Below are 24,936 nucleotides of genomic sequence, written 5' to 3'. Positions count from 1 at the left end.
AATAGTAAATACAAGAATAATACAACATAATATGGAAATAGCAATTATTGCTCACGATGGTAAAAAAACCGAAATGGTTCAGTTTTTAATGGATTTTAAAGCTTTGATAATAGCTAAAAATATTCAACTAATTTCTACAGGAACAACAGGTAAACATGCTGAAAAAGCAGGTTTGAAAGTAAGTAAATATTTATCGGGGCCTTATGGTGGAGATGCCCAAATAGCCTCAAGAGTTGCTGAAGGAAAAACAGATATGGTGTTCTTTTTTAGAGATCCGTTAGGAATGCATCCGCATGAACCAGACATCGCTATGCTTATGCGATTGTGTGATGTTCATGACGTGCCTTTAGCTACAAATCCTGCAACTGCTGAATTATTAATTAAAGCATTATAATAACGCCTTATTTTACTGCAATCATAGAAATTTCAACACCAACAAATTTTGGTAAGTTGGCTACTTCAACAGTTTCGCGAGCCGGAGCTGTTTCTGCATTAAAATAAGTACCATAAATAGCGTTTATTTTTGAAAAGTCATTCATATCAGCAATAAAGATTGATGATTTAATAACGTTTTCAAAAGTCATATCGGCGGCATCTAAAACAGCTTTCAAGTTTTCCATAACTTGTGTTGTTTCGTCTTCAATGGAAGCATTATTTAATGCTCCTGTTAAAGGGTTTAATGCAATTTGACCAGAAGTGTATAAAGTGTCTCCAGTTAATATTGCTTGGTTGTATGGGCCAATAGGAGCGGGTGCATTGGTGGTATTTATTATTTTTTTCATAATATCTAAAAATTAAAATAATCTTCTATCAGGTAATTGTCTTTGGTCGTATTTTAAATCACTTAGCATAGATGATTTAATTCCTATAAAGAAATAGTAGGTTTGTCTATTTCCAAAAGGAACCCAGTTGAACGACATCTTCCAACTATCTAAATCTCTTGCAAATCTTAATTGGGTATAACTAAAGCCTCCACCTTTAAAATCGTAACCCGAAGAAACTCCAACATCCCATTTAGGTGTTAGCTCAACATCTCCAGAAAACATAATGGAATTAGATGAGATTTCATTTTGTCTATTAGAATTTAAGTAATTAACAGCGTACGCAATTTTCAATGTCCACGGAAATCTAGCTGCATATAGTTTCGTTTTTTTAGTTTCTCTTTGACTGCTTTTATCTCTTCTGTCATTACTAAGATCTAGATCTTCACCAAATATACCGTCCGAGTTGTTATCAATAGCATTTTGTTGCTGAGAATTTGATTTTCCTTTTAATTCTTTACTAGAGAAGGAGTAATTCATTGTTAGACCAGCATTGGTTAATCTAAAAAGACTTCCTCCATTTTTTATATTGGCAGTATTTATTCTTTGACCATTAATACTTAACGCATAAGGATCTAAGGTTGCATTAAAATTAACTTGCATTTTTTTATCAAAAAGAAAAGTACCAGCACTCATTCTAACAGGACTCCATTTCATTGAGTCTGAAGCTATGTTATATGAGGTGCTAAAATTCAAGTTGTTAAGTAAAGTTACTTTTCTTGCTTCCGCTTCAACTGAATCTTTTGATGCCATTTTAGCTTCAAGAGTGTTGTTTAATGTAAAGTTTAAACTGTTTGAGATACCTCTACCAGGACTTCCATAAATACCATTTGCATAAGGAGAGTATTCTAGAAAATCATCATCAGGATCTGAACTTTGTTGCACTTCTTCGTAATATTCAAAATCAGGTCGATAACTGTATGAAACAGAAGGTCTCATTACGTGTCTAATGGCTTGTAAATTTCCTTTCTTGAAATTAACCATTCCGTAAACTGTAGTCGAAAGTGAAGCTCCTGCGGAAACTTCCCTAAAGGCATTAAACCCTTGAATAGTATCTGATACAACAGTGTCTTCGGTTTGGTCATAGGTTTTATTAATTCTATCAAAATACCAAACTTCTTTATAATTAGCATTTGGCGAAACTGTAAAATATTTCAAAAGTTTTAAATTGGTATTTAAAGAAGCATTGTGTTGCATTCCCGCTTTTGCAGTATCAAACATTTCTTTTTTGAAAAAGAATTCATCTGTAGTTGACATTCTCACATCTCCTCTTAGCGCATAGGTAAGTCCCATTTTTTGAATTGCATTCTTTTTTGCACCAGTTTTTCCTGCAAAAGGATAAATACGATCCATATTTAATAATAAGGAAGGTAGTGACATATTAATTACTTCGGTATTGGTGTTTTGAGAATGTGTTGCCGAAGCTGAAAAATTAAAAGGAGTACCTACTATTTTTTTATAAAATGAAATAGAGGAACTTAATGTGTTGTTAAGGAACGAGTTGTTGTTGAATTCATTTAAAGATTGTCTGTAATATTTACTACTACCTAAATTTACAGAAGCTGAAAACCTTGAATTTGGACTGGCTTTCGAATCTTGACTATGACTCCAACTAATATTGTAATTAGATGATTTTGAATAATCTTCAAAACCACGCAACCCATTAATTAAATATTCATACCTAAAACTAAAGTTTCCACTAAATTTATAGCGATAAGAATAGCTTGATTGCGTTCGAACTCCCCAACTTCCATTGGTGTAAATGTCGGCTAATACCGCTAAATCTACATAGTCATTTACGGCAAAATAATAACCTCCATTTTGTAAGAAAAATCCTTGCTCCTTACTATCACCCCAAGTTGGCATTAAAAAACCAGAGGCTCTACCTTCAGTTAAAGGAATGTATGCAAATGGTAAAAATAATGGTGTTGGAACATCTTGAATAACTAAATTACTAAAACCAACTACAATCTTTTTGTCTGGTACAATTTTAGCTTTTTTAGTTTGTATATAATAATCAGGTTTTTCTTTGTCTGAAGTAGTAAATTTGATATCTCTAACATAAATTACACTATCATTCTCTTTCTTAGTTACCTGACCTTTAATAATAACACCTTCCTGTTCTGTTAATAAACCAAAAATCTTTGCTTTTTCAGTTTTAAAATTAAAAATAATAGAATCTTGAGTGGTAGATTCTGCGCCTTGGGTAAATACAGGTAACTGAGAATATGTACCAATACTATCTTTTATACCTTTCGCTACAACTATATTGGTATTATTGTCTATTTCAATAAAACCAGCAACCAAGTCAATATCTTTATAATGTACGTGTGCATTATCGTACAAAAGTATTTTATTGTTTTTAATATCTTGTCTTATTAAACTGTCAGCGGTATGATCAATAATACCTTCTAAAAGTTCTTTTGGTTTTGAAATACTATCTTTTTTCTGAAGGCTTAAACTATCTAGTTTAGGAGCAACAAGCGTGTCTTTTGTGAAAACCTGGTTAGTATCAACTTTAGTAATAGGTATTTCAATATTGGAACTTTGCTTAATTTCTTGCGAATAAGAATTGGTTTTAACGCCACATAAAGCAACAACTAAAACTAAAATAGAGAATATGTATTTACAACGTATTATAATAATGATTTTTTATAAAAGTATGGTTAAAATTGGGCAGAAACCATAAGTTTTTTTAAATTAGCGTACTTAAATTTTATTCATATTTTTACGGTTGTAAATGTATGGCTCAATAATTGTATCACCAAATTACAGCAGACAAAAATAATTAAAATAATTGATGAACTCACTACTCTTTTATAAAATTAAAATAAGCGCAAATTTTAAACTGCTTTTTACATTTTTTATTTCATTTTTATTCTTAAATAATGGAATAATTGCGCAAAACCAAGATTTTATTGTGGTGCTTGATGCTGGTCATGGAGGTAAAGATCCAGGTAAAGTAGGTTATAAAAATCATAAAGAAAAAGACATTGCATTAAAAATTGTTTTAGAGGTAGGTAAATTGTTAGAAAACGAAAAAAATATTAAAGTAGTTTATACGCGTAAAACTGATGTTTTTATAGGTTTAAAAGAACGTGGAAAAATTGCCAATAAAGCTGATGCTAATTTATTTGTTTCAATTCATTGTAATGCTCATCATACACAAGCTTCTGGAGCTGAAACTTGGGCTTTAGGAACACACGCAAATAAGCAAAATTTTGAGGTAGCAAAAGCTGAAAACTCAGTAATTTTGTTAGAGGATAATTATAAGGTAAATTATAAAGGGTTTGACCCAAACTCACCAGAGTCTGTAATTGGATTGACATTAATGCAAGAAGAATATTTAGATCAGAGTATTTTATTGGCAAGTATGCTTCAAAATGGCTTTTCAACCGATTTGAAACGAAAAGATAGAGGTGTAAAACAAGCAGGTTTTGTAGTTCTACATCAAACATATATGCCAAGTGTTTTAATTGAAACAGGTTTTATCACCAACAAAGCAGAAGGTACTTTTTTAGGTTCTAAGGCAGGTCAATCAAAATTTTCAACATCTATTTATAACGGAATTTTAAAATATTACAAACAGTTAACTTTAAACACTGTAAATGGAGATAATATTGTTGTGAATTCAACCGAAAATAAAGTTGTTGAGAACACTTCAAAAGAGCATATGCATTCAGCTCAATTTAAGGTTCAGGTGGCTTCAGGTACTCGAAAACTTGAAACAAAATCATATAATTTTAAAGGTCTTAAAGGTATTGAAAGAGTAAAAGTAGGCAATAGTTACAAATACTATTTAGGAAATACTTCAAATTACAATGAGATTATAGATCTACAACGTTTGGCTAAGTCTAAAGGATATAAGACTGCATTTATAGTGGCTTTTAAAGATGGTAAAAAAGTTGATTTAGAATACGTCTTAAAAAAATCGTAGACTGTTTATTTACTACTCCCAAAAATTATTAGTAATATTGCTCTTCATAAAATAAGCATTTTGAAGATTTCTAGAGAATTAAAAACAGGTATTGTTTCAGTTAGCGTAATAGCTTTATTTATATGGGGTTATAACTTTATGAAGGGGCTTAATTTATTTGATGGCCAACTAAAAACATACTATACTGAATATAATAATGTTCAAGGTTTAAATACAGCAAGTGTTGTAACTATTAATGGTGTTGATGTTGGTAAGGTAGTTGATATAAAATTTAATAAAGACCCAAAAAAAAGAGGTCAATTAATTGTTGAATTTAGTGTTGTTAACGACTTCCAGTTTTCGAAAAAAAGTGTTGCTAAAATTTACAGCGCCAGTTTAATGGGGGGGAAATCTTTGGCAATTATACCTTCTTATGAAGGTGAAATGGCAGTTCCAGGTGATAATTTAAAAGGGGAAATAGAATCTGATATCTTTTCTTCGGTAACAGAAAAATTAAATCCGCTTCAAGCTAAGGTTGAGCATGTTATTGTGAGTGCAGATTCATTAATGACTGGTTTAAACAATACGTTAGATTATGAAGCTAGAGAAAATGTAAAATTAAGCCTAGAACGTCTAAACGTTTCTATACTAAATATTCAAGATTTAACCGTTTCATTAAATAAAATGGTTCAAAAAAATGGAGATAAATTAGAAAGTACATTATCAAATGCAGAAGTTTTAACAGCAAACTTGGCAAAATTATCAGACACATTGGTAAATGCAAACTTTGGTGTTACAGTTAAAAATTTAGAGACTTCAATTGCTAGTATAAATTCAATTTTAGCAAATTTAGAAGCAGGTGAAGGTACTATGGGTAAACTATTAACCGATGATGAAATGTACTTAAACCTTACAAACGCTTCAAAAGAATTAGAAGAATTACTACGTGAAGTAAAATTACATCCAAAACGTTTTGTACATCTTTCTGTTTTTGGAAAGAAAGATAAAGGTTATAATCCTGAAGTTGAACCAGAACAAGAAAACAAAGAGTAGCTTTTTAGTAAGCCATTATTCTAAAATAGTATGAAAAGATTGTTAAATGCTGAAGAAATAGTTGAAAATATTCTACTAAATTTACATTCTCATCAATTTTGTGAAATATTTGGCATGAAGTATGAGAAAGCGTTAAATAATGCTAAATTGCCTTCCTTAAATTCGGCATCAATAATAAAAAGGAATTGAGAAGATAATAATTGGAACCATTAATAATTAAATTGTATGAATTATATAGATAACATACTGTTTGCAGTGCTTCTTTTTTTAGGAATCGGATTTTTTATACGAAATATTAAAAAAATTAGCAGAAATATTAAACTGGGGAAAATTGTTGATAGGTCTGATAGAAAAAAGAATCGATTAAAAAATATGGTAATGATTGCTTTAGGGCAATCTAAAATGGTAAAACGACCTATTTCAGGAATTTTACATATAATTGTATATGTAGGTTTTATTATAATTAATATTGAAGTAATTGAAATTATTATTGATGGCCTTTTTGGAACACATCGTGTTTTACGATTTTTAGGTGGTTTTTATAGTTTCTTAATAGGTTCTTTTGAAATATTAGCGTTTTTAGTGTTAGTTTCCGTAATTGTTTTTTGGATAAGAAGAATGGTGTTAAGAATTCCTCGTTTTTGGAATAAAGAAATGAAAGGTTTTCCAAAAAATGATGCTTTGTACATTTTGTATTTTGAAATGATATTAATGTCGTTATTCTTATTAATGAATGCAACCGATGTACCTTTTCAACAAGTAAATGCAGGAAATCCTATAAGTCAGTTTTTAGTTCCTTTTTTCGAAAATTTTAATGCTGGTACTTTATTTTTAATAGAGCGTTCAGCTTGGTGGCTACATATCATAGGTGTTTTAATTTTCTTAAATTATTTATATTACTCAAAGCACTTACATATTTTATTAGCATTTCCAAACACCTATTTTGCTAATTTAAATCCAATAGGTCAGTTAACTAATTTGGAAGCTGTTACTAATGAAGTCAAATTAATGATGGATCCAACAGCCGATCCATTTGCTTCAGCTCCTGAAGGATCCGAGGATGAAGTTCTAGGGAAATTTGGAGCAAGTGATGTAACCGATTTAAACTGGGTACAATTAATGAATGCTTATACCTGTACAGAATGCGGGCGTTGTACATCATCTTGTCCGGCAAATTTAACAGGAAAAGAATTATCTCCAAGAGCTATTATGATGAAAACGCGTGATAGGTTAGAAGAGGTTGGAAAAAATATAGATAAAAATGGTGAATTTAAAGACGATGGTAAGCAATTACTAAACGATTATATTGCTCCTGAAGAATTATGGGCTTGTACAAGTTGTAATGCCTGTGTTGAAGAATGCCCGGTAAATATTGATCCACTTTCAATAATTATGGATATGCGTAGGTATTTAGTGATGGAGCAGTCAGCTGCTTCACCAGAATTAAATATGATGATGACAAATATTGAAAACAATGGAGCACCTTGGCAATACAACCAAATGGATAGATTAAATTGGAAAGACGAATAACAGAACTATAAAAATTAAAATTTAAATTAAAAACAAGAAGAATGAAAAAAGAAGATGTTGAAAAACTTTTACACGACAAAGTTGAAGATGGATTACATATTAGTCCTATTTTGCCTGAAGGAATTAAAAATTATTTAATTGATATTGACGGAACTGTAACCGAAGATGTACCTAATGAAGAGCCAGAAAGAATGGGGACTTGTGAGCCATTTCCAGATGCTTTAGCTACTTTAAACAGATGGTATGATGAAGGGCATATGATTTGTTTCTTTACATCAAGAACTGAAGAGCACAGAGAAGTTACTGAAACTTGGTTAAACAAACACGGGTTTAAATTCCATAGCTTATTAATGGGGAAACCTCGTGGAGGAAACTATCATTGGATTGATAATCACTTAGTAAAAGCAACAAGATACAGAGGTCAATTCACAGATTTAGTAGCAAAAGAAGTTACTATTGAAGTTTTTGACGACGGAAAACACGAATAAAAACCAATAAACAAATGAAAGTACCTACAATGGCAGAAATGTCAGCACAAGGAAAACACCCCGAAGTTCTATTTTGGGTGGGTTGTGCTGGAAGTTTTGATGATAGAGCGAAAAAAATTACAAAAGCTTTTGTGAAAATTTTGAACAAAGCAAATGTAGCATTTGCTGTTTTAGGTACAGAGGAAAGCTGTTCAGGAGATCCCGCAAAACGTGCAGGGAACGAATTTTTATTTCAAATGCAAGCAATGACTAATATTGAAGTGTTGAATGCATATGAAATAAAAAAAATTGTAACAGCTTGTCCTCATTGTTTTAATACCCTTAAAAACGAATATCCTCAATTAGGTGGTAACTATGAAGTAGTTCACCATACCGAATTGTTAAAATCATTGTTAGATGATGGTAGATTAACTATTGAAGGAGGTAAGTTTAAAGGGAAACGTATTACTTTTCACGACCCTTGTTATTTAGGAAGAGCAAACAATGTGTACGAAGCACCACGTGACTTAATTCAAAAATTAGATGTTGAATTGGTTGAAATGAAGCGTTGTAAAACAAACGGTTTATGTTGTGGAGCAGGAGGAGCACAAATGTTTAAAGAACCTGAAAATGGTAATAAAGACATTAATGTTGAGCGAACTGAAGAAGCAATTGAAGTGCAACCAAACATTATAGCAACAGGATGCCCGTTTTGTAATACAATGCTTACAGATGGTGTAAAAGCAACTGAAAAAGAAGATACTATTGAAGTGTTAGATATTGCTGAACTTATTGCTAACGCTGAAGATTTATAAAATTATGATACTAAAAAAAGGATTCTTTTTCATTATTGTTTTTATTTCATTAAATGTATTTTCTCAAGAAACCACTTTAGACAAAGTATCACAAGAAACTTGTGAATATTTAGATAGTGATGAAATGAAAAGTTTAGACGTGGATAAACGCACTGAAAAACTAGGTTTGTTTATTCTTAATTTATACAATAAATACGAAGAAGAATTTAATAAAGATGGTATTGTTGTAAATTTTTATGACGGAAGTGATGCAGCCTCAAAATTTGGAGAACAGGTTGGTATTAATATGGCTAAATTTTGTCCGGATGCTTTAATCGCTTTAGCTGAAGACATTAACGAAGAACCTGTTGAAGAACTTTTTGAAGTAACTGGTTCACTAGTTGGTGTGGTTGGAGATGAGTTTAGTACCGTAATTTTAAAAGATGAAGAAGGTAAAACACAAAAGTTTTTGTGGTTACAAAATTTTAAAGGTTCTGATCAATTAATTCAATCATTAGAAAATTTAAATGCATCATCTAACGTTACTTTGATTTACAATAACATTGAATGCTACTCACCTCAATTAAAAGATTACATCATTAGAAAGGTAATTGTGGAATTAACTTTTGTTGACTAATAAACAAAACTTTACCATCGTTTTTTAAGTTATAAAATGATAAAAAACTATATTCAGGCTGCTCGTTTAAGAACCTTGCCGTTATCCCTTTCAGGAATTATTGTTGGAAGTTTTATCGCTGCTTCCGAAGGGTTTTTTAATTGGCTTATTTGCTTACTCGCTTTATTAACAACCACCGGATTTCAAATTATTTCAAACTTTGCAAATGATTATGGTGATGGTGTAAAGGGAACTGATAATGAAGACCGAATAGGTCCAAAAAGAGCCATACAAAGTGGGGCTATTACACCAAATCAAATGCTATCGGCTATTAAAATTTCAGTAATAATTACTTTCATTGTTGCAATAGCCTTAATTTATGTTTCTTTTGGAAAAGATGATTTCTTAAACTTACTTTTGTTTTTTGTTTTAGGAATTATGAGTATTGTTGCTGCAATTAAATATACAATGGGTAAAAATGCATATGGTTATAGTGGATTTGGAGATGTATTTGTATTTTTATTTTTTGGTTTATTAAGTGTTTGTGGAAGTTATTACTTATATACAAAAACAATAAATTACACCGTTTTTTTACCTGCAATTTCAATAGGTTTACTAAGTGTAGGTGTTTTAAATTTAAATAATTTAAGAGATAGAGCGTCTGATATTAAAGCTGGTAAAAATACGCTGGTTGTAAAAATAGGAGCTGAGTTTGGAAAGTATTATCATTATTATTTATTAATAGCGTCATTATTAGTAGCCTTATTATACACAATGCTTCAATATACATCGCCATTTCAATTGTTGTTTTTATTGGCTTATATACCAATTATGAAGCATTTTCAAGTAGTGTATCAAAATAAATTTCCAAAGTTATTAGATCCAGAACTTAAAAAGTTAGCCTTAAGTACGTTTTTATTTGCATTACTTTTTGGAATAGGATTACTATTAAGTTAAAATAGCGTTATAATTATTACATAATTTATCGTTCTAAAAACTATATTTGTAACTGCAAATTTCAGGAATGAAAAATCAATTTTTTGGCATATTTTTCTATTTATTATACTTGTTGGCTATGATCAGGCCAATAATGCCTATTATTGAGTACCATGCCAATTACGATTATATTGCCAGTGTTTTATGTGAAAATAGAGACAAACCTTATTTGCAGTGTAACGGAAAGTGTTATTTAGAAAAACAGCTAAAAAAAACAAACCACAACTCTCACGATCATAAATCTACAATTCCTCAAATAAATTTTGACGATTATCCAGTAAGCCCTATCAATGAGTTTACGTATCAGTTACTATATACAAAAGAATATAATAATGAGTCAAATTCTATGATTCATTACAGTAAGCAAGAGTTTCTAATTACTGAATTTAAGCCTCCACAATTAATTGTTTCCTAAATATTTTACGAAAATTAGTAATAAATAGACAACTTTTTATCAAGCTTTTTCTTGGTTTAAAGGTGTTTTAGCTATGCGTAATTTTTAAATTAAATCTATAATTAATGCATTGTGTTTTTTATAAGAAGCCAATTCATTAAAAATTATAGATACATATTATGTAGATTACTACTAAAAAACAATCAAAATAATTTATTTTATAATGAAACAAAATATACTGCTATCTATAATAGCATTCATGTTTGTGTGTTTATTAAACGCGCAATCAACCAAAATAACAGGGAAAATTATTGATGAAAATTCAAATACACCAATTGAATTTGCAACCATAAAAGTATTAAAAACAAACAAATTTTCAATCTCAAATTCTAACGGAACATTTGCTATTGACGCTAATGAAGGAGATGCAATTGAAGTAACTCATCTTAGTTATAAAACTAAAAACACCAATCTTAAAAACAATCAAACTATTTCATTACAATTAGCACAAATTGAATTGAATGAAATTATTGTTTCTTCGAACCCTTTAGAAGATATTTCACATTCTGAAGTAATTGTAGATCAATTAAAAAGAGTAACACAACCAAGAAGTGTAGGCGATTTATTTAGAGATATTAAAGGATTCGGAATTGTAAAAAGAGGTGCTTATGCTTCTGAACCTGTATTTAGATCTTTTAAATACGAACAATTAAATGTTCAGTATGATGGAGGTATGAAAATTTTAAATGCGTGTCCAAATCGTATGGATCCTATTACAACGCATGTAATTCCAGAGGAAGTTGCTAAAATTGAAATTGTAAAAGGACCTTTTACAGTTCGTTTCGGTCAAAATTTTGGAGGGGTTATAAATATTGTAACCAATTCAAGAGCAAATACCGATAATGGTTTTCGAGGAAGCATTCAATCGGGTTTTGAATCTAACGGAGAAAATACTGCAACTGCAGCTTCCTTTTCATATTTTGCAAATAAAGTAGATATCCACGTAGTGGGTTCTTATCGCGATTTTGGTAATTATAAAGATGGAAACGGTACAGAAGTTCCTTCTTCATTTAAAACAGCTGATTATTCTGTAAAAATAGGTGTTGACCCAACCGAAAATCAACGTGTACAATTTACATGGAGACAATCTTTTGCACGTGATATTTTACATGCAGGTTTGCCAATGGATTCGCCTTTTGATAATAGTTTACTAGGAGGAATTGATTATAAATTAACTGAAATTTCAGAAAAAATAGAAAGCTTTACAGCTAAAGTATTTTATTCGTATGTAGATCATTTAATGACAAACGAAGAGCGTCCTAGTTTTAAAATGACTGACGCAGCTTCTCCTGTTCAATCAACAACTTATGGTGGAAAAGTAGAATTGGTAATTCGTCCTTCAGAAAAAACAAAGATTTTTACCGGAATTGATGCGAATTTCATTGGAAGAGAAGGAAACAGAACACGAATTGTGAAAATAATGAATGGTATGCCATTGCCAACACCAAAAACTTTTGTAGATAAAATTTGGCAAGATGCTACCCTAAATGATGTTGGTGTTTTTGGTGAAGGAAAATTTATTGTTGCCAATAATTTAACATTAACCACCGGAGTTAGAGCCGATTTTATTAATACCGGTATTGATGATCCTGCTGCAGATTTTGAAGCGTTGTATGGTGGTGAAATTAAAGATCAAAATGAAGTAAATATTAGTGCAAATGCATCATTAAAATATCAGCACAACAAATTTCAAGCACAATTTGCGTTAGGAAGAGGTGTAAGAACAGCGAATATGATAGAGCGTTATATCAACCATTTTAATGTTGGTGTAGATCCTTATGAATATGTTGGAAATCCAAACTTAAACCCTGAAATTAACAATCAAATTGAACTGTCTTTTATGCAAAATTTCAAGTTTATTGAAATAGGAGCTTCTGTGTTTTATTCGTTCTTACAAGATTATATTTCTGCGGAAGTAAATCCTGATATTCCACGTAAATTTATGCCTACTACACCACCAGTATACGCAAAACAGTTTATAAATCTAGACAAAGCTATGCAAACCGGATTTGAGTTTAACTTTAAATTAAAAGCTACCAAAAAATTAGCATTCACTTCAGATTTATCATATACCTATGCTCAAAATAAAGATTTTGATGAGCCGCTTCCTCAAATACCACCATTCATGGCAATTTTAGGATTGAAGTTTGAAGAAAGTAACTACTTTTTAGCGCTAAGTTCTAGGCTTGTTGCAAAACAAGACAGAATCTCAACTACGTTTATGGAAGAGGAAAGTCCGTCTTTTACAACCGTTGATTTTAGAGCTGGGTACCAACCTGTACAAGGGTTGTCAATTGGTGCTGCCGTGTTAAATATCTTTGATGAAGCGTATTATGAGCACTTAAATTATTCATATAAAAATTCAAGCATACTTTCGGGCAGAATTTATGAACCTGGAAGAAATTTTACCGTATTTGTTAAGTACAGTTTTTAATTGCTACTTAGTTGTTTATAAACCTCGAAAATAGAAATGTTTTCGAGGTTTTTTTTGTGAATTATTTTAGTTAAATTGCATAAACAACTAATTATACTACCACATGAAAATAACATATTTAGGACACGCAAGTTTAAGTATTGAAACCAAAGACAAAACATTATTAATTGATCCATTTATTACAGGAAACGAATTAGCTTCTCACATAGATATAAATAAGCTACAAGCTGATTATATTTTAATAAGCCACGCACACGAAGATCATATTTTAGATGTAGAAGTCATTGCCAAACGAACAGGAGCTAAAATTATTTCAAATTACGAAATAGTATCTTATTTTGGAAATAAAGGAATTGAAGGGCACCCTATGAACCACGGTGGTAAATGGACGTTTGATTTTGGTACAGTGCATTATACAAATGCCGTGCATTCAAGTTCTTTTCCTGACGGAAGTTATGGAGGACAACCAGGAGGTTTTGTAATAGAAACAAATCACCATAGATTGTATATTGCTGGAGACACCGCTTTAACCTATGATATGAAGTTAATTCCAGATGTAATTGGAGAACTAGATATTGCAATATTACCAGTTGGAGATAATTTTACTATGGGGGTTAAAGAAGCTTTAAAAGCAAGTTCATTTTTAAACTGTAATAAAGTTTTAGGTTATCATTTTGATACGTTCGGTTATATAAAAATAGATCATAAAGCTGCTATTGAACGCTTTTCAAAATCGAAAAAGGAACTATTTTTATTGGAAATTGGAAAGTATTTAAAGCTATAATTTTATAAAAAACGATACGATCTAAAATTTTAAAACTATGACTATCTTTTTTTATGTGATATTAATTCTAATTTTACTTGTTATTATTTTAGCAAACATTGCTCCTAAAAATTACGATGTAAGTAGAAGTGTCATTATTAAAAAACCGTTGCCTGAAGTTTTTACTTTTTTAAAACTATTAAAAAATCAGGATGAATGGTCTCCTTGGGCAGAAAAGGATCCTGCTATGAGAAAAACATTTACAGGAACAGATGGTGAAGTAGGTTTTGTATCTGCATGGGTTGGAAACAAGGAAGTTGGAGAGGGAGAGCAAGAATTAACAGGTATTATTGAAAATGAAGTAGTGAAATCACAATTACGTTTTTTAAAACCATTTAAATCTACATCTGACGCCTATTTAAAAGTTTTTGAAGATGAAAATGGAACTAAAGTTGTTTGGGGTTTTTCTGGAAAAAATAAATTTCCTTTGAGTATAATGATGCTGTTTATGAATATGGATAAATCTGTTGGGAAAGATTTTGAATATGGATTAAAGAAATTAAAAGAAATTTTAGAAGCTTAAATAATGAAAACATATAAAAATTGTCAAAGTTGTGCGATGCCTTTAAGTAAAGATCCTAAAGGTAAAGGAGGAGGTAAAAATGCAGATGGAAATCCTAGTTATAAGTATTGCAGCTATTGTTATGATGATGGAAAATTTTTGCAACCAGATATTACAGCCATAGAAATGCAGGCTTTTGTAAAAGAACAGCTTATAGAAATGGGTGGTTTTATGAAACTGTTTGCAGGTTTATTTTCAAAAGGAATTCCAAAATTAGAACGTTGGAAAAGTAAATAGAGTTTTCAATATTTTTTATCGTACAAGTTTTTAAATAGTTGTATTTTTCAGCTTTAAATATACAATGAAGGCAGCATTCAAAAAATACAGCTTAAATTTTAAGCAAGCCAGCGGTACTTCTCGTGGAATTTTAAAAACAAAGGAAACTTATTTTTTAAAATTAGCGTCTGCAAATAAAATTGGCATTGGAGAATGTGCTATTTTTAGAGGATTAAGCATTGATGATAGACCTGATTATGAAGATAAACTAAAATGGTTATGCAATCATATTCATTTAGATGAAGCTGTTTTATTGAATGAATTAATTGAGTTTCCTTCTATTCAATTTGGATTAGAGCAAGCATTTTTATCTTTAAAAAGCAGCAATCCATTTAAATTATTTCCTTCAAAATTCACTGAAGCTGAAGCTGCTATTAATATCAACGGATTGATATGGATGGGGAATGAAGCTTTTATGAATCAACAAATTCAAGATAAAATTGAAGCTGGATTTTCAACCATTAAAATGAAAATAGGCGCTATTGATTTTGAAACCGAATTAAAACTGTTAAAAAGTATTCGGGCTAGTTTTTCTTCCGAAGAAATTGAACTAAGGGTTGATGCAAATGGTGCTTTTCAACCGAATGAAGCATTAGAAAAATTAAAGAAATTAACTGATTTCGAAATTCACTCTATTGAACAGCCTATAAAACAAGGTCAAGTTGAAGAAATGGCTGAACTATGCTCAAAAACACCCTTGCCAATAGCTTTAGATGAAGAATTAATAGGTGTTTTTAATGTAACAAAAAAGGAAAAACTACTACAAATAATACAACCTCAATACATTATTTTAAAGCCAAGTTTAGTTGGCGGAATTAAAGGAAGTGAAGCGTGGATTCGCTTAGCTGAAAAACAGCAAATTGGTTGGTGGATAACTTCTGCATTAGAAAGCAATATTGGTTTAAATGCAATTGCACAATGGACCTATATTTTTCGAAATAAGATGCCGCAAGGTTTAGGAACAGGTAGTTTATTTACAAATAATGTAAAAAGCCCTTTGGAAGTAAAACAGGGACATTTAGTTTATAGCAAAAGTGAAAACTGGAATTTTAATATTTTATAACGCATGAAATTTATACAACAAGCTTACAAAGGAGAAAATAATTGGTGGGCATATCTTTTAACCATTTTTCTACTGTTTTTTGGTTGGCAATTAATTGGAATTCTTCCATTAGTTGGCGTTGCATTTTTTTATTCTGAAGATGTGGGTGAGTTTTCAAGTGCAGCGCTTGATAATTTTACAACATTAGGCATCAATTCAAATTTGTACTTAGGTTTAATGATTTTCACCTTTTTTGCTGGACTAGTATTTTTGTTGTTAGGTATTAAAACTATACACAAACGAAAAATAATTTCAGTAATTACAACACGTAAAAAAATAGATTGGAGTCGGTTTTTTTATGCATTTACAGTTTGGGCAATCATTGGGCTAGCTACTTTTTTTATAGACTATTTTATGTCGCCAAACGATTATGTTTTCAATTTTCAACCAATGCAATTTTTTATATTATTGATCATTTCCCTTTTATTTCTACCACTTCAAACAAGTATGGAAGAGGTGTTGTTTCGAGGTTATTTAATGCAAGGTTTTGGAACGTGGTTTAAAAATAGTTTTGTAGCACTTTTAATAACCTCAGTTATTTTTGGATTGTTACACGGTGCAAATCCTGAAGTTGAAAAATTGGGTTGGATTGTAATGATCTATTATATTGGAACCGGTTTTTTATTAGGGATTTTTACATTAATGGATGAAGGAATTGAATTGTCTTTGGGATTTCATGCAGCAAATAATATTATTGCAGCGGTGTTGGTAACTTCAAAATGGGCTGCGTTTCAAACTGAAGCATTGTTTTTAGATATTGCAGAACCGAATATTGATTTTGAATTCTTTTTGCCTTTTATTGTATTTTATCCGTTTGTTATTTTTGTGTTTTCAAAAAAATATGGTTGGACTAATTGGAAAGAAAAATTGTTTGGCACTGTAAGAAAACCAATCGTGTTAAATGAAGATGAATTTATAGCTTAAATTTTTTAAATCCTTTGAATTCAAACTAAATGAACGAATCAAAACCATTTCATAAGGCATTTAAATTACAAGGTAAATCTTTTAATTCTGCGGAAGAACTGATTGGTTTTTCGTTGTCGATTTCAGATGAAATTCATTTGTTTTTAAAAGAGTGGTTCAATAAAAAACAGTTTGTTGAAGTTAAAACTTCAGGATCAACAGGAACACCAAAAAAAATTAAACTTCAAAAGTCGCACATGAGACAAAGTGCGAAAGCAACCGGAGATTTTTTTAATTTGGGTGAAGGAACTACTGCGTTGTTGTGTATGTCTTCAACATATATTGCAGGTAAAATGATGTTAGTTAGAGCGCTAGAATTAGGGTGGGAGTTAGACGTAGTTGAGCCAGAATCTAATCCGTTAAAAGGAATTAAAAAGAATTATGATTTTTGCGCAATGGTTCCAATTCAGTTGTACAATTCATTAGATAAAATTTACAAGGTGAAGCAATTAATTGTTGGAGGCGGTATAGTTTCAAATGATTTGTTAAGTAAAATTCAACATTGTTCAACAGCTATTTTTGCAACTTATGGAATGACAGAAACGGTTACACATATTGCAGTAAAAAAGTTGAATAATTTTAAGAATGTTATTTCGAGTTCAAATGTCATTTCGAGCGCAGTCGAGAAATCTAACAAAAACGAAAACGCCAATGTTATTTCAAATGAATCTAAGCAATCACTTTATAAATTGTTGCCAAACATTTCAATAAAAATTGATGATAGAGGCTGTTTAGTTATTAAGGCTCCAAAACTTTCAAATGAAGAAATTATTACCAACGATTTGGTTGAAATTATTTCAGACACAGCATTTAAATGGTTAGGACGGTTTGATAGTGTTATAAATTCTGGAGGAATAAAGTTAATACCCGAACAAATTGAATTAAAAATTTCAAGTGTAATTCAACCTCGTTTTTTTGTAGCAGGAATTACAGATGCTGTTTTAGGAGAAAAATTAGTACTAATTGTTGAAGGTGAAAAAGAGGATACTATTTTAAACGATGTTAGAAGTTTAAAAACACTTTCTAAATACGAAATTCCGAAGGAAATTTTCTTTGTTAAAAAGTTTAAAGAAACACCTACTCAAAAAATAAATAGAATTAAAACGTTAAAGTTAATTAGTAGTACTTGCTAAGAATTTTAATGATCACTAATAATTTTATTGCAACAACGCCAATATAAAACCAAAAAGGGGTTTTAGTAACTTCTTTTAATTCGTAATACGCCAATTTAATTGCATCGGGCATTGTACTTAAATCATAAGTTTGTTTGCAATTATTACAAACCGATTTTCCAAATTTAGAACCTGCAAAAAAAGGGATTTGTAACAAGTGCTTGTAACTACCAAAAACAAAAACTACGGTATTGTTTTTAGTAGTGCAATTTGGACAAATTACTTTAGAAGCCGTTTCTCTATTTAATTCAGTGTTTTTTTTACCTGCTAAGAACATAGCTTACATTTGCAAAGAATGATACACATTTTGTACATCATCATCTTCCTCTAAACGTTCTAATAATTTCTCAACATCGGCTTGTTGATCTTCACTAAGCTTCACGGTAGTAGTTGGAATTCTTTCAAATCCTGAAGATAAAATTTCGATATTATTATCCTCAAAATAACTCTGAAGCGCTCCAAATTGTTCAAAAGGAGCATAAATTACAATTCCATCTTCATCTTCAAAAACTTCCTCAACATCAAAGTCAATTAATTCAAGCTCTAGTTCTTCTAATTCAGTAGTAATATTTTCTTTATTTAAAGTAAAAGTACACGTATGGTCAAACATAAAAACTACAGAACCAGAAGTTCCTAAGTTTCCGTCACATTTATTAAATGCAGCTCTAACATTAGCAACCGTTCTATTGTTATTATCTGTGGCAGTTTCAACAACAACAGCAATACCGTGTGGTGCATAGCCCTCAAATAAAACTTCTTTATAATTACTAGTATCTTTATCTGCAGCTTTTTTTATGGCGCGTTCAACATTTTCTTTCGGCATGTTTGCTGCCTTTGCATTTTGCATTACAGCCCTTAAACGAGCGTTTGTATCAGGATTTCCACCTCCATCATTAATAGCCATCACAATATCTTTACCTATTCTGGTAAAAGTTTTTGCCATTGCTGACCAACGTTTCATTTTTCTTCCTTTTCTAAGTTCAAAGGCTCTTCCCATAATTTGTGTTTATTTAAGTGGTGCAAATGTAAAAATAACTCGGTGTATTCACAATAAATTTACACTTGAATTACGCCTAAATTAAATTGTTTTGTAATAGGCGCGTGGTTTGCGGCTTCAATACCCATACTAATCCATTTTCTAGTGTCTAACGGATTGATAACACCGTCTGTCCATAAGCGTGCAGCGGCGTAATAAGGTGAGGTTTGTGCGTCGTATTTGGCTTCAATTGAGGCTAAAATTTCTTGTTCTTTTTCAGGTGTAATTACTTCACCTTGTTTTTTTAAGGAAGCAGTTTCAATTTGTAGCAAAACTTTAGCCGCTTGTGAACCACCCATAACAGCCAGTCGTGCCGATGGCCAAGCAACAATCAATCTAGGGTCGTAAGCTTTCCCGCACATTGCGTAGTTTCCGGCTCCATAAGAATTCCCTATAATAATGGTAAATTTTGGAACTACAGAATTACTTACAGCATTTACCATTTTGGCACCATCTTTAATAATTCCTCCATGTTCACTTTTACTTCCTACCATAAATCCGGTAACATCTTGTAAAAATACTAGAGGAATTTTCTTTTGATTACAATTCGCAATAAAACGCGTGGCTTTGTCTGCACTATCTGAATAAATGACTCCACCAAATTGCATTTCTTTTTGTCCGTTTTTTACAACTTTTCGTTGATTTGCAACTATTCCAACGGCCCAGCCATCAATGCGAGCATAGGCGCAAATAATGGTTTTTCCATAGTCTTTTTTATATTCTTCAAATTCTGAGTTGTCTACAATACGTTCAATAATTGATCGCATTTCATATTGATCGGTTCTTGTTTTTGGTAGAATTCCTAAAATATCTTCAGGATTTTCATTAGGTTGCTTTGCATTAACTCTGTTATAACCGGCTTTTTCAAAATCGCCAATTTTGCCAACAATTCTTCTAATTTTATCTAAAGCATCTTTGTCATCTGCAGCTTTATAGTCGGTTACGCCACTAATTTCACAGTGTGTTGTTGCACCACCTAAGGTTTCATTATCTATGCTTTCTCCAATAGCCGCTTTTACCAAATAACTTCCTGCTAAAAATATACTCGCTGTTTTATCTACAATCATAGCTTCATCGCTCATAATTGGTAAATAAGCACCTCCAGCTACACAACTTCCCATAATTGCAGAAATTTGTGTAATTCCCATACTGCTCATGATCGCATTGTTTCTAAAAATGCGTCCAAAATGTTCTTTATCAGGAAAAATCTCATCTTGCATTGGTAAATAAACACCTGCACTATCTACCAGATAAATAATCGGAATTTTATTTTCAATAGAAATTTCTTGAGCTCTTAAATTCTTTTTTCCTGTGATAGGAAACCAAGCTCCGGCCTTTACCGTTGCATCATTGGCAACTACAATACATTGCTTGCCTTCAATATATCCAATTTTTACAACTACACCACCAGACGGACAACCACCGTGTTCTTTGTACATATCTTCACCAACAAGCGCACCTATTTCAATAGATTCAGCATCTTTATCAAACAGATAATCAATACGTTCTCTGGCTGTTAATTTGCCTTTTGCTTTGTGTTTTTCAATTTTAGCATCACCACCACCTTTGTAAACCTTTAAAAGTTTTTTTTGTAAATCTTTTAGTTGAAGCTTGTTAAAATCTTCGTTTTTATTGAAGTTAATGTCCATTTATTTATGCAATTTATACGACTGCTAAAGTACAAAATGAATGTTAAATAACGTTAAATATATACCTAAACAATAATTACCTGGGTAATTATTAAATATTTTGCGTATTATTGTATAGAATTTAAAGCTAAAAAATAAAAACAATATGAGTAAAACAACTAAAATTATTTACTGGAGTTCAACAATTTTATTAAGTGCATTATTAATAACGTCCGCAGGAATGTATGTGTTTAACAATGTGGTTGTATCAGAAATGTTTAAAACATTTGGTTATCCAACATATATAATATATCCATTAGCAATTGCAAAAGTAGCTGCAGTTATTGTACTTCTTTCACAAAAACAATCAAATATTAAAGAATGGGCATATGCAGCCTTATTTTTTGAATTTATATTAGCATTTTTTGCACATTTTATGATTGGTGATGGTGAGCAAATGGGTGCAGTAATGGCAATAGCATTGTTATTGATTTCTTATTTCTTCGGAAAAAAAATATTTATTTCTAAAACAATTTAATTATGAAAAAAATTATCACAATAGGAGCAAGTTCAAGTAAAGCATCTATCAACAAAATATTAGCCGAATATACTGGCGATTTAGTAAACAATGTTGAAGTATTAAAAATAGATTTAAATAATTACGAAATGCCAATTTTTTCAGTTGATATTGAAGCAGAAAGTGGTCTTCCAGAGAAAGCAATTGAATTAAATGAAGTGTTCAATAAAGCTGATGGTTTTATAATTTCTTTTGCTGAACACAACGGTGCATACTCAGCTGCTTTTAAAAATGTTTTTGATTGGTTAACACGAATTGAAGGGAAGATTTGGAGAGAAAAGCCTATGTTGTTATTAGCAACTTCGCCTGGAGCTAGAGGAGGCTCAACAGTTTTAGATATTGCTTTAGGAAGATTTCCTTATATGGGTGGAAATATTATAGGAAGCTTATCGGTACCTTCATTTTTTGATAATTTTAAAGAAGGAGTATTGGTAAATAAAGAGTTAAAATCAGCTCTTGATGCATTAGTGAATGACTTTAAAAAGGAAATTTAGAAATGGCCGAATTTTCAAAAGAAATAAATTCAACGTTTCCCAATGAACGTGTAAAGGCTTTGTTAAACATAAAGTTTACGGCCAACTATTTAGATACCATTGGAGCAAGCATGCTAAAACCTTTTAATATTTCTGAACAGCAATACAATATCCTTCGAATTTTAAGAGGCGCTAAAGAAGCGATAACTGTAAACTCAGTGAAAGAAAGAATGGTGCAAAAATCGCCAAATTCTACACGTTTAATGGATAAGTTGTGCGATAAAGGTTTAATTGAACGCACACGATGTGAAAACGATAGGCGCGTAGTGTATGTTAAAATTAATGCAAAAGGGTTGGCTTTGTTAGAAGAAATTAAAATAGATGATTTTGATAATTATTTAAATTCAATTTCAGATAAAGAGGCTAAAGTTCTAAATGAATTATTAGATAAAATAAGAGAAAAATGAAATACAACATATATAAAGCAAACGAAAGAGGTACCGCTGATCACGGCTGGTTAAAAGCAAATTTTTCGTTTAGTTTTGCGCATTATTACAATCCGCAGAACATAAATTTTGGAGTATTAAGAGTTTTAAACGACGATTATATTGCCGGAGGAATGGGCTTTGGAACGCATCCGCATGACAATATGGAAATTATTTCAATTCCGTTAAAAGGCGCTTTAAAACATAGAGATTCTATGAGTAATAAATGGATTCCTTTGTATACGGGTGAAGTTCAGGTTATGTCGGCAGGTACTGGGATTCAACATTCAGAAATGAATAATCATCCAACGGAAGAAGTAAATTTATTTCAAATATGGATACTACCACAACAGCAAAATGTGACTCCAAGATACAATCAAAAAAAGTTTGAAAGTTCAGAGCGCTTTAATAAATTACAAATCCTAGTTTCTTCCATAGATAATCCTGTTGAAGGTTCTTTAACAATTCATCAAAATGCAAAAATTGCACGCATAGATTTAGACGAGAATAGCCTTTTTACTTATGAAGTAGTTGACAAAAACAACGGCGTTTATGTTATGGTAATTGAAGGTGAACTATCTATAGAAAACGAAGTGTTAACTAAAAGAGATGCTATTGGTATTGAACAAACCAATAGTATTAAAATTGAATCAAAAACAACATCAGAATTGTTATTTATTGAAGTTCCAATGAAATTTTAATTTGAACTAAATTTTGATCCGTCATTTTCATTAGAGAAACAAAACGACTGGGAAGTGGGTAAAATAAATGAAAATTCACTTCCTTTTCCGAAGGTGCTTTCTACAAATATTTCACCACCTTGTTTTTCTATAAATTCTTGGCAAAGTAATAAACCTAAACCTGTACCTTTCTCATCTTCTGTTCCTAGGAATGATTCGGTTTTATCAATTCTAAAAAGAGTTTTTAATTTATTAGGATGCATTCCCATTCCTGTATCCGAAACTGTAATTTTATGAAAGCATTTTTCATTATAAAAAATTGATTTTGAAGAAATCTTAATTTGTCCATTTCTTTCTGTAAATTTTATAGCATTTGAGATTAAATTTCGAAATACAATAGCTGTTAAATCTGGATCAGCAATTACAATTGAATTTTCTTCAATAGCATTTATAAAAGTTATGTCTTTTAATTTGGCCATATTATGAAGTTGCTCAAACAATTCATGAAATGTAGCTCTAACATTTAAAGTGTTTTTTTGTAAAATGATTTTTCCAGATTGAGACATGGACCATTTTAGTAAATCAGTGAGTAAATGATTTAGTTGTTCTGAAGATTTTTGAGTAGCTTTTAGAAGTTTTTTTCGGTTTTCATTATCCATAGCGTCATATTCGTTAATAATTAAGTCTAAAATTACTTTTTGTGACCCCAACGGATTTTTTAAATCGTGTGCAATTATAGAAAAAAACTGATCTTTCATGTTGTTCAGTTTTTTTAATTTTTGTTCAGATTCAATTAATAATTTTTCTTGTTGTTTTTTCTCAGTAATATCATAAGCATTCAAAATTACCGTATTGCTAGATTTTGGAGTTATTCTGGCTGAAAACCAATGTTGTTTATTTTTAATTTCAAGCGGATATTCAATATTTACTAAGCGCTGCTCTTTAGTACACTTTTCAATTGCATTTTTAAATTGAATTGCTTGTTCATTGCTAAATACTTCAAATATATTTTTACCAATAATCTCTTCTTCAGGAAGATACAATAATTCTTTATTAGAATAGTTGATGCTTAAATACTCACCTTCAATGCTAAATTCAACAATTACGCTATCAATAGATCCTAAAATAGCTTTCATCTCTTTTTCATTATGTCGAATTTTTAATAATGCTTTTGAAATGATTAAAATTAGGAAGCTAATAATAAAAATACTGATGATTAATATGATTAAAAGGGCTTTGTCTTGATCTAAGTAATTATCCCATCCACCTACTGGTATCGCTGCCAATTCCCAGTTTCCAATAGGCAAGTTTATTGCTGTAATTACAGGGCTTTTATTAAAAATAGAGGCATCTCCCCAAAAAATAGCACCATTTTTTCCATTACCATTATAACCTCTTAGTGCAAATAAAAAACCGCTTTCAAGCATTTTTAAATGAGCCTCTTCTAATAATTTATTTTTTTTAATTACAATATCTGTAACCCCCCAAAAATCATTTTCCTCTATGGTTTTTTTATTAAAAATAGGAGTGTAACTAACAAAAGCAGACCCGCCCTCAACTAATTCAACGGGGCCTGCCACAAAAGTGAGCCGAGTTTTAATGGTTTCTTCAACAATTTCTTTTCTTTCAGGGTGCTTAAGTAAATTTAATCCTATTGCAGATTCATGATTTTTAAGTGGATAAATAGCATTTAAAACACAATTTTTTGAAAGTGCCATTGAATTAATAACAGTATCGTTTTTTATATACTCTTTAGCTAATTCATTAAACTCATCATTAGAAATATTTGGATTTAATCCAACGTATGCGGCAACTCCTCGGGTATAATAAATTCTAGAATATAAGGCTTTTTCTAAGTTAGATTTTTTGCTAGTCATTAAATCTAATAGATTCGCTCTTTCATCTTTTTCCCATTGACCTTTAGCATAACGGGTGTAGCTTATTGCTAATAGCAATAAAACTACAAAAGTGATAAAAGCATAAATAAATGGATATAGTTTTTTTTTGGAGATTGCATTACGCTTTTTCATTGCGAATATTTTTTGTTAGAATACTTGGTAAGTGCTAATTTAATAATT

At 30.8% G+C, this 24,936-nt stretch carries 26 protein-coding genes; 20 read left to right on the top strand and 6 right to left on the bottom strand.

The window, feature by feature from the left end; translation table 11 throughout:
- Positions 1–31 precede the first annotated feature (31 nt).
- Complete coding sequence (locus CHB67_RS08840; RefSeq protein ID WP_089381399.1) at positions 32–394, top strand: methylglyoxal synthase; 363 nt, start codon at positions 32–34, stop codon at positions 392–394.
- A gap of 7 nt (positions 395–401) precedes the next feature.
- On the opposite strand, the gene CHB67_RS08835 is transcribed toward CHB67_RS08840, so the two are convergent.
- Both CHB67_RS08835 and CHB67_RS08830 read right to left on the bottom strand, forming a co-directional pair.
- A complete protein-coding gene (locus CHB67_RS08835) occupies positions 402–782 on the bottom strand; it encodes a Rid family detoxifying hydrolase (protein ID WP_089381398.1) in 381 nt (126 codons plus the stop codon).
- A 12-nt stretch (positions 783–794) separates the two neighbouring features.
- Positions 795–3,167 carry a putative LPS assembly protein LptD gene (locus tag CHB67_RS08830; protein ID WP_245813482.1) on the bottom strand — a complete coding sequence of 791 codons (2,373 nt, stop codon included), beginning with the start codon at positions 3,165–3,167 and terminating at the stop codon, positions 795–797.
- Positions 3,168–3,621: 454 nt separating this feature from the next.
- On the opposite strand from CHB67_RS08830, the gene CHB67_RS08825 reads away from it, so the two are divergent.
- The 15 genes from CHB67_RS08825 to CHB67_RS08755 all read left to right on the top strand — a co-directional run bounded on the left by CHB67_RS08825 (position 3,622) and on the right by CHB67_RS08755 (position 17,940).
- Complete coding sequence (locus CHB67_RS08825) at positions 3,622–4,758, top strand: N-acetylmuramoyl-L-alanine amidase family protein (RefSeq protein ID WP_089381396.1); 1,137 nt, start codon at positions 3,622–3,624, stop codon at positions 4,756–4,758.
- Positions 4,759–4,818: 60 nt separating this feature from the next.
- A complete protein-coding gene (locus tag CHB67_RS08820) occupies positions 4,819–5,790 on the top strand; it encodes an MlaD family protein (protein WP_245813480.1) in 972 nt (323 codons plus the stop codon).
- Between the two features lie 225 nt (positions 5,791–6,015).
- On the top strand, positions 6,016–7,320 hold the full coding sequence (locus CHB67_RS08815; RefSeq protein WP_089381395.1) for a (Fe-S)-binding protein: 1,305 nt from the start codon (positions 6,016–6,018) through the stop codon (positions 7,318–7,320).
- A gap of 41 nt (positions 7,321–7,361) precedes the next feature.
- The gene (locus CHB67_RS08810) at positions 7,362–7,808 is read left to right on the top strand and encodes an LNS2 domain-containing protein (RefSeq protein WP_089381394.1); all 447 of its coding nucleotides are present in this window, start codon (positions 7,362–7,364) and stop codon (positions 7,806–7,808) included.
- A gap of 14 nt (positions 7,809–7,822) precedes the next feature.
- Positions 7,823–8,602, top strand: a complete 780-nt coding sequence (locus CHB67_RS08805; RefSeq protein WP_089381393.1) for a (Fe-S)-binding protein — start codon at positions 7,823–7,825, stop codon at positions 8,600–8,602.
- A 4-nt stretch (positions 8,603–8,606) separates the two neighbouring features.
- A complete protein-coding gene (locus CHB67_RS08800) occupies positions 8,607–9,218 on the top strand; it encodes a hypothetical protein (RefSeq protein ID WP_089381392.1) in 612 nt (203 codons plus the stop codon).
- A 36-nt stretch (positions 9,219–9,254) separates the two neighbouring features.
- A complete protein-coding gene (locus CHB67_RS08795) occupies positions 9,255–10,154 on the top strand; it encodes a 1,4-dihydroxy-2-naphthoate polyprenyltransferase (protein ID WP_089381391.1) in 900 nt (299 codons plus the stop codon).
- A gap of 67 nt (positions 10,155–10,221) precedes the next feature.
- Entirely contained in the window at positions 10,222–10,608 is a 387-nt protein-coding gene (locus CHB67_RS08790) for a hypothetical protein (protein ID WP_089381390.1), read from the top strand.
- A gap of 202 nt (positions 10,609–10,810) precedes the next feature.
- Positions 10,811–13,081: a TonB-dependent receptor domain-containing protein gene (locus CHB67_RS08785; RefSeq protein WP_089381389.1), complete on the top strand. Its 2,271-nt coding sequence runs from the start codon at positions 10,811–10,813 to the stop codon at positions 13,079–13,081.
- 103 nt (positions 13,082–13,184) lie between these two features.
- A complete protein-coding gene (locus tag CHB67_RS08780; RefSeq protein ID WP_089381388.1) occupies positions 13,185–13,865 on the top strand; it encodes a metal-dependent hydrolase in 681 nt (226 codons plus the stop codon).
- Between the two features lie 37 nt (positions 13,866–13,902).
- A complete protein-coding gene (locus CHB67_RS08775; RefSeq protein WP_089381387.1) occupies positions 13,903–14,427 on the top strand; it encodes an SRPBCC family protein in 525 nt (174 codons plus the stop codon).
- A 3-nt stretch (positions 14,428–14,430) separates the two neighbouring features.
- On the top strand, positions 14,431–14,703 hold the full coding sequence (locus tag CHB67_RS08770) for a zinc ribbon domain-containing protein (RefSeq protein ID WP_089381386.1): 273 nt from the start codon (positions 14,431–14,433) through the stop codon (positions 14,701–14,703).
- A 64-nt stretch (positions 14,704–14,767) separates the two neighbouring features.
- On the top strand, positions 14,768–15,805 hold the full coding sequence (locus tag CHB67_RS08765) for an o-succinylbenzoate synthase (RefSeq protein WP_089381385.1): 1,038 nt from the start codon (positions 14,768–14,770) through the stop codon (positions 15,803–15,805).
- A gap of 3 nt (positions 15,806–15,808) precedes the next feature.
- Complete coding sequence (locus CHB67_RS08760) at positions 15,809–16,768, top strand: CPBP family intramembrane glutamic endopeptidase (RefSeq protein WP_089381384.1); 960 nt, start codon at positions 15,809–15,811, stop codon at positions 16,766–16,768.
- 29 nt (positions 16,769–16,797) lie between these two features.
- Positions 16,798–17,940, top strand: a complete 1,143-nt coding sequence (locus CHB67_RS08755) for an AMP-binding protein (protein WP_089381383.1) — start codon at positions 16,798–16,800, stop codon at positions 17,938–17,940.
- Here CHB67_RS08755 and CHB67_RS08750 read toward each other — a convergent pair.
- The 3 genes from CHB67_RS08750 to CHB67_RS08740 are packed head-to-tail and all read right to left on the bottom strand — an operon-like array spanning position 17,924 to position 20,664.
- Positions 17,924–18,256 carry a hypothetical protein gene (locus tag CHB67_RS08750; protein WP_089381382.1) on the bottom strand — a complete coding sequence of 111 codons (333 nt, stop codon included), beginning with the start codon at positions 18,254–18,256 and terminating at the stop codon, positions 17,924–17,926. The genes CHB67_RS08755 and CHB67_RS08750 overlap by 17 nt on opposite strands.
- Before the next feature lie 3 nt (positions 18,257–18,259).
- Entirely contained in the window at positions 18,260–18,976 is a 717-nt protein-coding gene (locus CHB67_RS08745) for a YebC/PmpR family DNA-binding transcriptional regulator (RefSeq protein WP_089381381.1), read from the bottom strand.
- A gap of 59 nt (positions 18,977–19,035) precedes the next feature.
- Complete coding sequence (locus tag CHB67_RS08740) at positions 19,036–20,664, bottom strand: acyl-CoA carboxylase subunit beta (RefSeq protein WP_089381380.1); 1,629 nt, start codon at positions 20,662–20,664, stop codon at positions 19,036–19,038.
- Positions 20,665–20,809: 145 nt separating this feature from the next.
- Between CHB67_RS08740 and CHB67_RS08735 the strand changes: the two genes are divergently transcribed.
- From CHB67_RS08735 to CHB67_RS08720, 4 genes are read left to right on the top strand one after another with little or no spacing between them, the layout of a single operon-like run.
- Positions 20,810–21,181, top strand: coding sequence for a DoxX family protein (locus CHB67_RS08735; protein ID WP_089381379.1), 372 nt, complete (start codon positions 20,810–20,812; stop codon positions 21,179–21,181).
- A gap of 2 nt (positions 21,182–21,183) precedes the next feature.
- Positions 21,184–21,714: an NADPH-dependent FMN reductase gene (locus CHB67_RS08730; protein ID WP_089381378.1), complete on the top strand. Its 531-nt coding sequence runs from the start codon at positions 21,184–21,186 to the stop codon at positions 21,712–21,714.
- A gap of 2 nt (positions 21,715–21,716) precedes the next feature.
- Positions 21,717–22,160, top strand: coding sequence for a MarR family winged helix-turn-helix transcriptional regulator (locus CHB67_RS08725; RefSeq protein WP_089381377.1), 444 nt, complete (start codon positions 21,717–21,719; stop codon positions 22,158–22,160).
- Complete coding sequence (locus CHB67_RS08720; RefSeq protein ID WP_089381376.1) at positions 22,157–22,879, top strand: pirin family protein; 723 nt, start codon at positions 22,157–22,159, stop codon at positions 22,877–22,879. The genes CHB67_RS08725 and CHB67_RS08720 overlap by 4 nt, the downstream gene beginning before the upstream one ends.
- On the opposite strand, the gene CHB67_RS08715 is transcribed toward CHB67_RS08720, so the two are convergent.
- Positions 22,876–24,888 carry an ATP-binding protein gene (locus CHB67_RS08715; RefSeq protein WP_089381375.1) on the bottom strand — a complete coding sequence of 671 codons (2,013 nt, stop codon included), beginning with the start codon at positions 24,886–24,888 and terminating at the stop codon, positions 22,876–22,878. The genes CHB67_RS08720 and CHB67_RS08715 overlap by 4 nt on opposite strands.
- Between the last annotated feature and the right edge of the window lie 48 nt (positions 24,889–24,936).

It is taken from the genome of Lutibacter agarilyticus (assembly GCF_900188235.1).
GTDB lineage: Bacteria > Bacteroidota > Bacteroidia > Flavobacteriales > Flavobacteriaceae > Lutibacter > Lutibacter agarilyticus.
This window is presented reverse-complemented; position numbering and strand designations above follow the sequence as displayed.